The sequence below is a fragment of the Microbacterium sp. GXF6406 genome, from assembly GCF_054798215.1.
In genome coordinates this window covers 1-13287 of record NZ_JBSJZH010000011.1, presented here as the reverse complement: position 1 = coordinate 13287, position 13287 = coordinate 1, and the positions used below count along the sequence as shown (strand labels likewise).

General features: G+C 64.7%; 16 protein-coding genes. 10 read left to right on the top strand and 6 right to left on the bottom strand.

The annotated features are described in order from the left end of the window. Nucleotides 1–8: 8 nt before the first annotated feature. Genes ACWAUG_RS08030 through ACWAUG_RS08015 form a run of 4 tightly spaced genes read left to right on the top strand, consistent with a single transcriptional unit; the run spans nt 9 to nt 3511 of the window. Nucleotides 9–1355: an MFS transporter gene (locus ACWAUG_RS08030; RefSeq protein WP_298036174.1), complete on the top strand. Its 1347-nt coding sequence runs from the start codon at nt 9–11 to the stop codon at nt 1353–1355. 34 nt (nt 1356–1389) lie between these two features. Next, nucleotides 1390–2145, top strand: coding sequence for an SGNH/GDSL hydrolase family protein (locus tag ACWAUG_RS08025; RefSeq protein ID WP_460802110.1), 756 nt, complete (start codon nt 1390–1392; stop codon nt 2143–2145). Next, a complete protein-coding gene (gene yczE / locus ACWAUG_RS08020) occupies nt 2142–2768 on the top strand; it encodes a membrane protein YczE (protein ID WP_298036169.1) in 627 nt (208 codons plus the stop codon). The genes ACWAUG_RS08025 and yczE overlap by 4 nt, the downstream gene beginning before the upstream one ends. Beyond that, the gene (locus tag ACWAUG_RS08015; RefSeq protein ID WP_298036166.1) at nt 2765–3511 is read left to right on the top strand and encodes a formylglycine-generating enzyme family protein; all 747 of its coding nucleotides are present in this window, start codon (nt 2765–2767) and stop codon (nt 3509–3511) included. The genes yczE and ACWAUG_RS08015 overlap by 4 nt, the downstream gene beginning before the upstream one ends. 7 nt (nt 3512–3518) lie before the next feature. Here ACWAUG_RS08015 and ACWAUG_RS08010 read toward each other — a convergent pair whose 3' ends face one another. Both ACWAUG_RS08010 and ACWAUG_RS08005 read right to left on the bottom strand, forming a co-directional pair. Then, nucleotides 3519–4745, bottom strand: a complete 1227-nt coding sequence (locus tag ACWAUG_RS08010; RefSeq protein WP_298036704.1) for an MFS transporter — start codon at nt 4743–4745, stop codon at nt 3519–3521. Between the two features lie 91 nt (nt 4746–4836). Next, nucleotides 4837–5352: a DUF2127 domain-containing protein gene (locus ACWAUG_RS08005; RefSeq protein WP_298036163.1), complete on the bottom strand. Its 516-nt coding sequence runs from the start codon at nt 5350–5352 to the stop codon at nt 4837–4839. 250 nt (nt 5353–5602) lie between these two features. On the opposite strand from ACWAUG_RS08005, the gene ACWAUG_RS08000 reads away from it, so the two are divergent. Further along, entirely contained in the window at nt 5603–6679 is a 1077-nt protein-coding gene (locus tag ACWAUG_RS08000; protein ID WP_460802109.1) for a hypothetical protein, read from the top strand. A gap of 334 nt (nt 6680–7013) precedes the next feature. On the opposite strand, the gene ACWAUG_RS07995 is transcribed toward ACWAUG_RS08000, so the two are convergent. Together ACWAUG_RS07995 and ACWAUG_RS07990 are read right to left on the bottom strand one after the other, a co-directional pair. Next, on the bottom strand, nt 7014–7307 hold the full coding sequence (locus ACWAUG_RS07995) for a putative quinol monooxygenase (RefSeq protein WP_460802108.1): 294 nt from the start codon (nt 7305–7307) through the stop codon (nt 7014–7016). Next, the gene (locus ACWAUG_RS07990; RefSeq protein WP_460802107.1) at nt 7304–8242 is read right to left on the bottom strand and encodes an aldo/keto reductase; all 939 of its coding nucleotides are present in this window, start codon (nt 8240–8242) and stop codon (nt 7304–7306) included. The genes ACWAUG_RS07995 and ACWAUG_RS07990 overlap by 4 nt, the downstream gene beginning before the upstream one ends. A 79-nt stretch (nt 8243–8321) precedes the next feature. Between ACWAUG_RS07990 and ACWAUG_RS07985 the strand changes: the two genes are divergently transcribed. Continuing rightward, nucleotides 8322–8918, top strand: a complete 597-nt coding sequence (locus ACWAUG_RS07985; protein ID WP_460802106.1) for a TetR family transcriptional regulator — start codon at nt 8322–8324, stop codon at nt 8916–8918. Between the two features lie 63 nt (nt 8919–8981). Here the strand turns inward: ACWAUG_RS07985 and ACWAUG_RS07980 are convergent, their stop codons facing one another. After that, entirely contained in the window at nt 8982–9572 is a 591-nt protein-coding gene (locus ACWAUG_RS07980; protein WP_460802105.1) for an HAD-IA family hydrolase, read from the bottom strand. A gap of 260 nt (nt 9573–9832) precedes the next feature. Here ACWAUG_RS07980 and ACWAUG_RS07975 point away from each other — a divergent pair, with 260 nt between their 5' ends. The 4 genes from ACWAUG_RS07975 to ACWAUG_RS07960 all read left to right on the top strand — a co-directional run bounded on the left by ACWAUG_RS07975 (nt 9833) and on the right by ACWAUG_RS07960 (nt 12747). Beyond that, nucleotides 9833–10180, top strand: a complete 348-nt coding sequence (locus tag ACWAUG_RS07975; RefSeq protein ID WP_460802104.1) for a PadR family transcriptional regulator — start codon at nt 9833–9835, stop codon at nt 10178–10180. Further along, entirely contained in the window at nt 10177–11514 is a 1338-nt protein-coding gene (locus ACWAUG_RS07970) for a hypothetical protein (RefSeq protein WP_460802103.1), read from the top strand. The genes ACWAUG_RS07975 and ACWAUG_RS07970 overlap by 4 nt, the downstream gene beginning before the upstream one ends. 231 nt (nt 11515–11745) lie before the next feature. Further along, nucleotides 11746–12195 (top strand): NUDIX domain-containing protein, encoded by a 450-nt coding sequence (locus ACWAUG_RS07965; protein WP_460802102.1) that lies wholly within the window; start codon nt 11746–11748, stop codon nt 12193–12195. 96 nt (nt 12196–12291) lie between these two features. Beyond that, nucleotides 12292–12747, top strand: a complete 456-nt coding sequence (locus ACWAUG_RS07960) for an NUDIX hydrolase (RefSeq protein ID WP_460802101.1) — start codon at nt 12292–12294, stop codon at nt 12745–12747. A 36-nt stretch (nt 12748–12783) separates the two neighbouring features. Here the strand turns inward: ACWAUG_RS07960 and ACWAUG_RS07955 are convergent. Next, nucleotides 12784–13287: transposase (locus ACWAUG_RS07955; RefSeq protein ID WP_460802100.1), on the bottom strand; the 504-nt coding region annotated here is incomplete at its 5' end.

The following is a 13287-nucleotide window of genomic DNA, read 5'->3' as shown; positions in this document are numbered from 1 at the left end:
ATGAACGTATGACCGATAAGACTCCGGGCGCCTCGCTCTCCACACGGCTGGACGGCCTGCCGTTCACCCGTCGTCACGGACGGCTCCTCGCCGGTTCCGGCCTGGGCTGGGCGCTGGATGCGATGGATGTCGGCCTCATCTCGTTCATCCTCGCCGCGCTCACGGTCCAATGGGACCTGACGAAGACGGAGAGCGGTTGGATCGCGTCGGTCGGTTTCATCGGCATGGCGCTGGGCGCGAGCCTGGGTGGGCTTCTCGCCGACCGCTTCGGGCGGCGGCAGATCTTCGCCCTCACCCTGCTCGTCTACGGCATCGCCACCGGAGCGAGCGCTCTCGTCGGCGGGCTCGCCATGCTGCTGGTGCTCCGCTTCCTCGTGGGTCTCGGCCTCGGCGCCGAGCTTCCGGTCGCCTCGACCTATGTGAGCGAATTCGCCCCGGCGCGCATCCGCGGCCGGTTGATCGTCTTCCTCGAGGCGTTCTGGGCCGTGGGCTGGACGGCCGCGGCCCTGATCGGATACTTCATCGTGCCGGCATCCGATTCAGGCTGGCGCTGGGCCTTCGCGATCGGTGCGATACCCGCCGTCTACGCGTTGATCGTGCGCTGGGGCCTGCCGGAGTCGCCGCGCTGGCTCGCCTCGCGCGGACGCACCGCGGAGGCGGAGCGCATCGTCGAGCAGTTCGAGGCCTCGGCCGGAACCATCGCCCCCGCAGCAGAAGCGATCGCTGTCGCTGATGAACCGATCGCCGCGCCCACCGGATCGCGCCTGTCTCGCCTGTGGGGCCGGGAGTTCCGCACGCGCACGCTGTGCATCTGGCTCGTGTGGTTCTGCGTGAACTTCTCCTACTACGGCGCCTTCATCTGGATCCCCAGCATCCTCGTCGACGCCGGTTACGACCTGGTCCGCTCCTTCGGGTTCACCCTCATCATCACCCTCGCGCAGCTTCCCGGTTACGCCGTCGCCGCCTGGCTGATCGAGGTGTGGGGACGCCGACTGACGCTGTCGGTCTTCCTCATCGGCTCCGCCGCATCGGCGATCGCCTTCGGCACAGCGAGCGGCGATACGGCCGTGATCGCCTCCGGGATGGCACTGTCGTTCTTCAACCTCGGAGCCTGGGGTGCGCTCTACGCCGTCACGCCCGAGATCTATCCCACTTCGATGCGCGCCACCGGTTCGGGATGGGCCGCGGGAGTCGGGCGCATCGCGTCGATCATCGCGCCGCTCGCCGTTCCCGTTCTGCTCGTCAAGGGCGGAGCATCCTTGCTGTTCGTCGTGTTCAGCGCGTTCTTCGTCATCGCGGCCATCGCAGCCTGGGGTCTCGTCGACCGTCGGGGCCTCGCTCTCGACGACCGATGACGCGCGGTCGGCTCGGCGGGAATAGGCTGGATGCGTGAGTGCTGTCAGATTCGTCGCCATCGGAGATTCATTCAGCGAGGGCGTCGGTGATGAATTGCCCGACGGCCGCGTGCGCGGCTGGGCGGACATCGCGGCGCAGGGATGGGCGGATGCTGCGGGGCACAGCATCCAGTACGCCAATCTCGCCATCCGTGGCAAGCTCGCCTGGCCGATCATCGAGCAGCAGCTCGAGCCCGCTCTCGCCCTGAAGCCCACGCACCTGTCGTTCAACGGCGGCGGAAACGACATGCTGCGCCCGCGCGCCGATCTCGAGCACATCGCCGACACGTTCTCCCGCGTGCTGCGCCGCTGCGATGAGCAGGGTGTCACCCTCATTCTCCTCTCCGGGGCGAACCCCGCAGGGCAGCTGCCCATGGGCTCCCTCATCCAACGTCGGGGTGATGAACTCTCGGCCGCGGTGCTGCGCCGCGTCGCCGGCCGTGACGACGTCATCCGCGCACTGAACTGGCCCGACCAGGAGCTCGCCCGCGGCGCCTACTGGTCGGAAGACCGTCTGCACATGAACGCCGCCGGCCACCATCGGGTGGCAGCGCGCGTGCTGCATGCACTGGGCTACGAACCGCCCGCCGAATGGTGGGCGCCGTCGGCTACCGCTTCCGCGGGTCCCAGCGGATTCGCCTATTACCGCGAGCATGTCGGCCCGTGGATGAAGCGCCGCATCACACGCACTTCGTCCGGCGACGGACGTACCGCGAAGTACCCCTCCTGGGTGGAACGGGTTCCCCGGTGACGTCGTCGCGGGGGCGTCGGCTTCCGCGCCGCATCACACAACTCCTCGTCGGGCTGTTCCTCTACGGGATCGGCATCGCGTTCATGATCCGCGGCGCGATCGGCGCCGCTCCCTGGGATGTCCTCTCGCAGGGCGTCGCACGCCATGTGCCGTTGACGTTCGGCACGATCACGATCCTCATCAGCATAGTCGTGCTGCTGCTGTGGCTGCCTCTGCGGCAGCGTTTCGGCATCGGCACGGTGCTCAACGCACTGCTCGTGGGACCGTCGGCCGATGTGGGCCTTCTCCTCATACCCGTGAACCAGTCGCTGTGGCTGCGCATCGGTTTCTTCATCTTCGGACTGCTCGTGCTCTCGGCTGCCACCGGCCTCTACATCGGCGCGCACTTCGGCCCCGGCCCGCGCGACGGACTGATGACGGGATTGCATGCGCGCACCGGTTGGCCCATCTGGGTGGTGCGCACCGGCCTCGAGGTCACGGTCGTCGCGGTCGGCTGGTCGCTCGGCGGCAACGTCGGCATCGGAACCCTCGCCTTCGCCCTGCTCGTCGGTCCGCTGTGCCAATATTTCATGCGCATCTTCGCGGTGCGGCTGGATGGGGGAGAGAAAGCGGCGCCGGTATGAGCGACATCGAGATGGCTCGCATCCCCGCGGGTTCCGTGACCCTGCACGATGCCCGGAGGAAGATCCATCGCACGGTGCACCTCGAAGCTTTCGAGATCGGCGTGTATGCCGTGACCGAGGAGCAGTTCGCCGAGGTCCTCGGCATCGAGGCTCGGCATCCGCGACGTCCTGCCGCTGATCTCAGCTGGTTGCGCGCCGTCCGCTTCTGCAACGCGGCCTCCGAGTGGGAGGGCCTCGACCCTGCCTACTCCTTCGACGGCGAGGACGTCACCTGGCATGTCGACAGCGACGGCTACCGCCTGCCGACGGAGGCGGAGTGGGAGTACGCCTGCCGCGCCGGGTCGACGACGCCGACGTACGGACTGCTCGGGGACATCGCGTGGACCGCCGCGGACGGCGTCCGCGCACCGCAGGACGTCGGCGGACGGATGCCTAACCTGAACGGCCTGTTCGACACGCTCGGCAACGTCTGGGAGTGGTGCTGGGATCTGCTGGATCCGGCCCGCTACGACGAATACCGGGTCTTCCGCGGCGGCGGCTATGCCGACGATGCGTGGAATGTACGCGCATCGGTGCGTCGCGGGGGAGCGCCCCGTATGCACCATGAGGATGTCGGCATGCGCATCGCGCGGGGAGGGTTCGACGCGCTCGACGCGGCTCAGGGATGGTCGGCGAAGGCCGACCGGGAGCGAGCGATCGACGATGGCGCTCTCCCGTCGGGCTGGACTCCGCGCCGGCGCTGAGCCGTTTTCAGAAGCCCATGCGAATGCGGGTCTTGCGGCGTTCGATGAGGATGAACGTCACCCCCAGCGCCCAGAGGGGCACCTGCATGAAGAACGCCAGGCGGAAAGCATCCAGTGAATAGGTGTCCGGAGTACCGGCGCCCTGCAGGTCGAGCGTCACGCCGATGAGGAACACTGCGAGGAGAGCAGCCACGAAGCCGCCCGCATTCGTGAGTCCGGTCGCCGTGCTCAACCGATGAGCGGGGTTGTGCGTGCGGGCATGATCGAATGCGATCATCGATGCGGGTCCGCCGAAGGCCAGAGCTACGGCGAGCACATACAGCAGCCAATCGGGAGCCGAACCGGGGTAGAAGATCACGGCGAGCCAGGCGATGCACTGAATGGCCGTCGCCGGCAGTACGAGTGCCAGCGAGCGCTGATTCGGCATCCGACGGGAGAGATCCCCGATGACCGGCCCGAGGATCATTCCCGCCACGACATATACCGATATGAGCCCCGCCGCGCGTGCAGCGGAGAGACCCTCGCCGGCGGTCAGGAAGGGCATGCCCCACAGGAGCACGAACGCCGTACCCGCGAAGGGCGTCGTGAAGTGCGACCAGAACGCGAGGCGCGTGCCGGGGTGACGCCAGGCCGCACGAATACCGACCTCCGTATCGACCGATGAGGTCACGATGCGCACCACACCCGTCTCGGTGTCGACGGTGACGTCGGCGGGGGACTCCGGCGGATGGTTGCGGATGAGCGCGAAGACCAGGATGCCGAAGAGCACCCCGAGTCCGGCGAAGCTGCCGAAGGCGATCGACCACGACGTCGAGTGAAGCAGCGCTGCGAGCGGGACGAGGGCGATGAGCTGACCGGCCTGACCGATCACGCCCGTGAGCTGCACCATCACCGGTCCACGCTGCGAGGGGAACCAGGTGGCGACCAGCCGCAGGACCGCCGGGAACACCGCGGCATCACCGGCGCCCAGCAGCACGCGCGCGAGGATCGCGATGCCGATGCTGGGGGAGAGGGCCATCGTCAGCTGCCCCAGCGCCATGAGGAACATGCCCGCCGTGATGATGGGACGCGCGCCGTATCGGTCCAGCAGCACGCCGATCGGGATCTGCATACCGCCGTAGACCGCGAGTTGCACGACCGCGAAGAGCGAGAGGGTCGCAGCATCCGCGTGGAAGCGCTCGGCGGCGTCGACGCCGACGGCTCCGAGAGATGTGCGGTTCGCTATCGCGAGCATGTACGCGGCGACGCCGACGGCCCAGATCAGCCAGCCTCTCCACCCGGGTGTCTGACGGGGAGCGGGGGAGGCGATCGGCACGCTCTCTACGCTACCCCTCGACGGGAGAGGACTCCGGCGACGGGGCCCCGAGACGCGTCTTCTGCTCCTGCCACTCTCGCCAGGTGAGCCAGATCACGACGAGGTCGAAAACAGTGAGGAGCACCATCATCCAGGTGAAGTGGAAAATGATCTCATACGACTGGTAGACGATGAATCCCGCGATCACGACGAGCGTCCACGGGTACGCCCACAGCTTCTGCTTGAGCAGTGCCCACACCATCGCGATCTTGATCGCCCCGTGCAGCATGAGGTACCAGCCCGCGAAATCCGCCGAGTCCGCCCCGAGCCTATCGGCGAAGGCGTTCATCCACTGGGCGATCGCCGAATCCGGATGCGAGACGAAAGCGTGGACGCTGACCCAGCGCAGCATGCCGCGCAGATGTTCGATATCGATGATCAGGAGAGCGAGCCCGCCGAGCAGCTCCAGAACGCCATTCAGGCCTTTAAGGCCGATCATCGCGTCGAAAACACGATCGAGCAGGCTTCGTCCCCCGGGTGCCGTCATGCGGCGAGCCTATCGGCTGAGGGATCGCTGGTCGTGCATCGAGCGCAACACCCCGTACCGAGTAAGGAGAGAGAGAAAGTCCGGTGCGTCACACACGGATAGTCTGAAGGCGTGGCTAGAGCAGAGAATCGATACCGCGGACGACATGTATCGGGTCAGAGCTCGCTCAGAGCTCGCTCAGAGCTCGCTCAGAGCTACCCTCGCCGTCGTCTCTTGTGCGGGCATCCTCCTCATCGGATCCGGATGTTCGATGCTCGGGTTCGGGGGACCGGGGCTCCACGGTGATATCGAGCCGGGAGCGGGCGCGTACTCCGTCTATTACACCGATATGGATACGCGTCGCGGTAACGCGACTACCGTCGACGATGACGGAGCCGTCATCGCGACCGCAGAACTCACCGCGGTCAATCTGTCCACCCGCATCGACGCGCCGACGACCGTGGGGTTGCTCGGTGCACGCTCCGCAGATCTTGCCTTCGTGAACGACGACGGATCGGTGGACACCGGACACCTCGACTACCCCGAGGGGACCGGCGTCACGGCCGCAGCCTGGTTGGGAGATGACGAGATCGCTTCGCTCGTCAATGTCGGCCAGGATGGGCAGGGCTACTCGAACCCTCTCGTCGTCCATGACCGCACCGGCAAGACGCTGCGCAGCCTCGAACTGCACGGGTACCTGGAGAGTGCGATCCTCCACGGCGATGAGCTGTACTTGGCCGGCCAGATCGAGGCATCTGAACCGGAAGGCGATGGATCACGGATCATCGTGGTCGATCCCAACGAGATGACGGTGCTGGCCCAGCACGACCGGCCCGGCACAGGCGGAATCCAGTCATGTGCGATGACTGGTGAGACGCTCTATTGCCTCGAGTCCGATTCATTCCACGATATTGATGACTACCCGGATTTCGCCTGGAACAAATTGGTTCGGATAGACACGGTGACCTGGGATAAAACGCTCATCACCGAGTTCTCGGACACGGGAGTCCGAATCGAGAACCTGGGGGAGCGGATCTACGTGCTGCTGGAGCATGGCGTCGCGTTGCTCTCGCCCGATGGCGCTTCCGTCGTCCTCGAACGCGAGTTCGGGGACGGGGAGGATGCGAAGGCCGAACGACTGGTGGCGTCACCCGACGGGCAGCTCGACCTGTACGTCCGGGACTTCTCATTCGCAGATCGAAGCGGCGGTCGAACCTACGTCGGCGATGTGCACCGTCTGGATGCCGCCACGTTGAAGACGACGCGGAGCACACCCATGGAACTGCCCGGCGTTCAGTTCGTCGATCTGCACGCGATTCCTGCGGAGTTCTCCACGCTCAGCGACTGACGGGGCAGTGTGAACGCACGGCTTTCGAAACCCTACTGGTGACCCGGCGTAATCGTGACCGGCGTATTCGCTGTCGAGAACGCCCGTCCGACACTCCGCCGAATACGTACCACACGCGTTTCGGTGCGGTTAGGTTTCGGCGGAGGGTTTCGGCGGGTCACGCTTCGGCGTGTCGCGCGCTTGATGGTCCTCGTCGGCCTGGTCGCCAGAAACGATCGTTTACGGCACGAGAGCGCAGAGGGTCCCAGCTTTGCCTAGGTCCCGTCCTGCCTGAGATTCCCATCCGCGGGGTGGCCGATAGGGGGATCGGCCACCCCGGCGTTCTTCTGATCGCTCAGCGTCGGCTGTGTACGGTCGTCAGCACGACGTGTGGTTCCGTTTTCAGGACGGAGCTGAGGCTGTCGAAGCCTCCGGCAGCGTGCATGTGAGCGTGGAACAGATCAGCGCTTGCCCACGTCTGTATCGCGTACACATGGGACTCGTCGGCCGTGTCTACGAGAACCTGGCCGGTGAGGAGGGCCGGATCGGTAGAGGCCTGCAATGCGCGGGTCAGCCCGTCGCGAACCGTGTTCTCGTGGCCAGGTTTGATGTGAAACTCGATCGAGATAACGACGGGTTCGTTGGTCACTGGCGACCGCCGATGCCGCCGTGGGGTGCAATGGTGTCGATACGGGAGAGGTCGTCGGCCGTGAGCTGGATATCGGCGGCGGCGATGTTCTCTCCGACGCGCGCGGGGTTACGTGAGCCGGGGATCGGGACGATGTAGTCCTTCCGGGCGAGCAGCCATGCGAGCGAGAGCTGCGAGAGCGTGACGCCCTTGCTCTCAGCGAGCTCGGTGAGCTGATTGACGATCTGAACGTTCGCTTCGTAGTTCTCGGGTGCCCACCAGGGGATGTTCTGACGGAAGTCACGGGGTCCATACGCGTCGCGAGGCTTGACGGCCCCGGAAAGGAACCCGCGTGCTAGGGGCGAGTAGGCCACGAGCCCGATGCCGAGTTCTTCGAGCACCGGGAAGAACGCCTCGGACTCGCGCGCGAAGATCGAGTACTCGGTCTGCACCGCGGACACCGGGTGCACGGCATGCCCCTTCCGCACGTTTTCAGGGGTGGTGTTGGACAGGCCGATGTACTTGACCTTGCCCGCGTCGACGAACTCTTTCATCACGCCCACCACGTCTTCGACCGGCACGGCCGGGTCATTGACGTGCTGATAGAGCAGGTCGATCGAGTCGACCTGAAGGTTGCGCAGGCTGGTGTCGACGACCTCGCGCACATGGTCGAGCTGCGAGTTCGGCGCGTAGCTCGGTGTGAATCCGAACTTGGTAGCGATAGTGACCTCGTCGCGGATCGGGGCAAGTGCCTGCCCGAGCAGCTTCTCCCCCTCGCCCCAGCCATACATCTCTGCGGTATCGAAGTGCGTGACGCCCAGCTCGTGAGCGCGGCGGATTGCCGCGATGGATTCGGTGTCGTCAGCGGGGCCGTACCCCACCGCGGTGCCCATCGATCCGTAGCCGAGCGCTCCCACCGAGAGCCCCTGCGTACCGAGAGTCCGTTGTTCCATCATGGTGATTCCCTTCGTGTCAAACGTCACTATACGCCTATTCTGTCTGACTCAGACAGTTTCGTCGTAGTAAGCTACATGCATGCCCACGACTACGACCCGCCCAACTCTTCGGGAGCTGACGCGCGAGTCCGTGCGCTCACAAATCGCCGACCAAGCGGTCGATCTGTTTGCCGAGCACGGATTCGATCACGTGACCGTCGAGCAAGTCGCGGCCGCCGTGGGAATCTCTGCACGCAGCTTCAACCGGTACTTCCCCAGCAAGGAAGATGCCGTCCTAGGCGACGGAGCACGATGGGGTGAGATCGTCCGCGACGAGCTGGCTGCTCGACCAGTCGAGGAACCAGCCTGGGAGTCGCTGCGCGCCGCCTACGCCTCGCTCCTACTCGGCCCCAACACGCACGACGACCGGCGCAAGCGAGTGATGCGCGTACTCGGCAGCACGCCCTCGCTCCGAGCCCGCAATCTTGAAAAGCACATCCTCTGGGCAACCATGCTGACACCGCTCATTGAGAAGAAACTCACCGGTCCAGACACGGCGATCCACGCCGAAGTCCTCGTTCACGCAAGCCTCACCTGCTTCGACATCGCGCTCACCACCTGGGCCAAAGAGAACGAAAAACGCACGCCACTAGCCCTCCTCGAAACCACTTTCCACACCTTCGAGCCCAGCCACTAACGATCGTTTCCGGCGGGTGCTCAAACAGCACCTTCTACGCCGAACGGCTGTGAGCCGTGTTGCTCAAAGCGCGACACCCTCGGCGATGAGCCGAGCTCGAAGGCCTTCGACGCCCTCGAACAAATGGGTGCGCATCGAGAGACTGGCAGCACCGGAAAGTTTCGATGCAGAGTCATCTGTGAAGAAGATCTCGCCTGGTCCCACGTCAAGTGCATCCAAGACGTGTCGGAAGGCACGCACATCTGGCTTCGTGAAGCCGATGTCCGCCGAGTTGAAGATCGCATCAAACCTCTTCGCAATGCCCATCGCAGCGACCTCCGCGGGGATGGTGTCCGTACCGTTCGTGAGCACTGCCGTTCGAAGGCCAAGGCTGCGCACATTGTCGGCCAACTCTAAGACGGCGACGTCTAGGACTGCAGGTTGGACTCCCCACTCGTCAGCAGCCTGGACGCTCCCGGCACGGTCACCGACCTGTCGGATCCACTCGGCTCTGGAGATCCGACCAGTCGTCACCGCTTCAATCAATGGTTTCGCGAAAGCGATGCCTTCGAGCGTCCCGGGAGCCAGCCCGTGTCTGAGCTCTATGCCGGTCGTGTAATCCCGATCGAAGTGACGAATGACGCCGTCGAGGTCGAACAGCACGACGCGGATCATGCGGCGATTATCCCACTGGTTGCAAGACCAGAACGTCGACCGGCTGTCGATCAATCCAACCTCCGCCAGAAACGCCTGCCGATTCGTGGTTGCGACGAGCGTTAACGGCACCCCTGTCGGGTCGTGCACTTGGTTCCCCCGGAAACGATCGTTTTCGGTGGGTCGAGTATGTCACTCGCGAAAGCTCAGCGTCCCAGCGCCGATCAATGCCTGCAGCAGTTTCGCAGGTGGGAATACTCCCGTAGCGGTAGTATCGCATCATGGCTACTCAATTGAGCTCGGCGAGCTTCTGGATACTGACGGCACTAGCCTCCGCCCGTCGTCATGGGTACGACATCTTGCGTGAGGTGGAGAGTGCGTCGGAGGGCCGGGAGGCGCTGAAGGTGACAACCTTCTACGCCACGCTCGAGCGACTTGAGCGGGACGGGTTGATCCGCTCGGACGGTGAAGAAGTGGTAAGCGGGCGCGTTCGTCGATACTTCGTTCTGGATGACTCGGGCGCTGAGGCGTTGAAGGTCGAGGTCGATGTGCTGGAGCGAAGAGCGCGAGTTGCCCGCGAACGTCTCGGTTCGTTCCGGCCGGTGACCGCGCGAACGGCGATGGCATGAACGCGCCGGAAAGCGAGCGCGCGTTTCTCAGGTTGCTGCGATGGTATCCGCGTGCGTGGCGGAACGAGCACGGGCAGGCGCTGATGGGGATGCTGTTGGAAGACGCCGACCATCATGGGCGGCAACGCCCCACAGCTGTTGACACCCGTGCTGCCATGATCCACGGGCTCGCGGCGCGCTTGAACCCCCGCACTGCGCTGATCTGGGCGACGGCTGGGATGCTCGCGGCAGTCGCCGCGTCGATCGGTCTGATCTGGCTGGTAAAACCGGGTGCAGAGCTGCAGCACGAGGTGGCATTGACGCTTTCTGCGGGCGTTGCACCTGCCGCCACAGCGGTCGCTCTTGTTGCACTCTTGCGCTCCGCCGGTGTTTTGGGGGACATGCGCTCTTTGCTCACGGTGCTCGTTGCGGTGCTGGCGGGTGCCTGCGGGGGTCTTGCGGCGGTGTCGTGGAGTCGCGGCTTCGATAACGCCGACGCGGGCTTGCCCCAGACAGGGCTCGCAGCTGCATTCCTGCCTCTGGCTGCTTCCGGCCTCCTGCTATCCGCAATCGGGTTGGGTCTGGTGCTGTTCGCGATCCTCTCCCGATCGCGCTTGCCGATTGCGGCACGGATCATCATCAGTGCCGCATGTGGTGTTGTCGCAGCGCCCATTCTTGGGCTAATGACGTTCATGTCCCCACTCGTGAGCGGCCTCATCGCTCTGGTCGGACTGATCATCGCAGCGCTTTCCCGCCGCGCGCCATCTACACCTGCTGCTCCGCCTGCATCTCGGTGGCAGCCCGGCCGCCCGCGTCCGCTTGCCCGCCGTGTCGCCGGCCTTGCAGCGTTGCTGGCCGGGTCGTTGGGGGTGGCGTGGGCCTTCACCGGGGAGGCTTGGTCACCTCTGGGTGGGGACTCAACAGCCGCGATGCGCCACGGCATCATCATCTTGAGCATCAGCACGATCCCTGCCCTCATTGGCGTGGGACTGGTTGCAAGCTCGCGCTCCCGATCCAGACAACGCGATATTTGGATCCCGGTCTGCGCTGCCAGCGTCGGATTCTGCCTCCTCGCCCTCGACTACGCCATCTCCGCTGGGGCAGGCGATCTCGGCCCCATCTGGGTGGTAGCTGTCGCCTGCATCGGAATCGCCCTGGGATGGGCAGTGGCCGCGCCAACGCCGGTTGCCCTCATGCTGCGCGTAGCTATCGGGGCGGCGACGGCGGCAACCTACACCGTGCTGATCGGCATCACACTCACACCCATGCTGACCTTTGTTACGCCACTTCTCGGGCTCGTGCTTGTCGCCACCCCTAGACGGCGCGCCGGCGCGCCTACGCCCGCAGTCGCGTAACCGAGACGCCCTGCGTTCGTAAGAAGGGTCTGCCAATGACGCCAAGCGTGAAGACCTCCGGGTTCTTCTGAGCCGTTCCGTGCGCGCATGATGGTTGGCAGGCCAGCCGAGAACCCTTGCCGCTCGGTGGATATGGCGACCGTTTGCGGCAGGCATTCCATCCCTGCCTCTGGACCGCAGCCGTAAACGATCGTTTCCGGCGAGGTGGGGACTTGCCTAGATGATGAGGACATGTCTGTTGATCGTTCCTACATTCGCGTGAAGGCCATGCTGGTCATTCCCAGCGCCGACGGCTCTTGCCATCTCGTCAGCGTCAACGCGCCGACCATTGAGAATCCGTCTGGATTTCATCGGCTGATTGGAGGGAGTGTCGAACTAGGTGAGCCGCATAGGGAGGCGATAGTCCGCGAGGTGGATGAGGAGCTTGGAGCGCGCATTGTTGGCCTCAAGCATCTCGGCATGATCGAGAACATCTTTCGCTTCAACGGCGAGGTCGGCCACGAGATCGTCGCTTTGTACTCCGGCACGCTCGATCCCGTGCCTGCCGAAGAGGGAGGGACGCTCACTGAGTCGGACGGTTCGATAGTGCCTGTGGTGTGGCGCCCGTTCGATGACACAGGCCTCGCGATGCCGCTCTATCCCGCGGGAGTCGATGATTGGATTCGCTCGTCGCTCGAGTAGCAGGTGCGCAAGCGCGCATTCGGGTGCCCAAGTTGCCTTAGGCGATCTTCCTCGACAGGAGCGTTCAGCTCGACGCCTTCTGCCTAAGGTGGAGTGATGGAAGGTCAGCTCGAAACACGGTGGAGAACAGTCGGGCGCGCGGTAGTGCATCAGGGTCGCGTGAAGTTAGTCGATCACGAGGTACTTCTCCCAGACGGTTCCCGATCGCAATTCGAGGTCGACGAGAGTGTGCCGTTCTCGGTCGCGACGCTCGTCGTCGATGGATCTGATGTTCTTCTCTCGCGTCAGTATTGGTACCCACTCGATCGTTGGATCTACGACCTACCTGGGGGCGGTGGCCGCCAGGACGAGGAACCTATCGCAGCGGCACGACGCGAGCTTGAAGAGGAGCTGGGTCTTGTTCCGAACGATCTGCGACATCTGCACACGTTCTTCATGAACCCCGGCCGCGCCTCGTGGCCGACGCACCTTTTCATCACAACCGGGGATTTCAAGCCCGGATGCGCTGACACGTCGGACCCTGCCGAACAGGTGAAGCTGGCGAGGATATGACTCGCCCCGGCATGTCCGGAGAGCTGTTTGCTGGTGTCAGCCGGCTCTCGTGACCGGTTCGTTGCGAGCGTAGTCGAGTTGCTCGAGCTCGAGGGGTGTGAGGTCGTCGATGGAGCCGTGGGTGCGTTCGGTGTTGAACCAGAGCACCCAGGACGCGGTCGCCGCCTCGACCTGATCGACGTCCCGCCAGGGACCCTCGTGGTGGATGAGTTCGGACTTGTAGAGCCCGATCTGCGACTCCGCGAGCGAGTTGTCGTAGGCGTCACCGACGGATCCGACCGAGGGGTCGATGCCTTCGCCTGCGAGCCGGTCGGTGAAGGCGATTGACGTGTAGACGCTGCCCGCGTCGGTGTGATGCGTGAGCCCGGCGAACCCTGTGACGCCTTCGCGGCGGCGGGTGAAAAGAGCCATATCGAGGCAGTCGAGCACGAGCGGGGTGGTCATGCTCGTCGCGGCGCGCCATCCGATGATGCGGCGGGAGTGCGCGTCGAACACGAACGCGACGTAGACCCACCCGGACCACGTCCACACATACGTGAA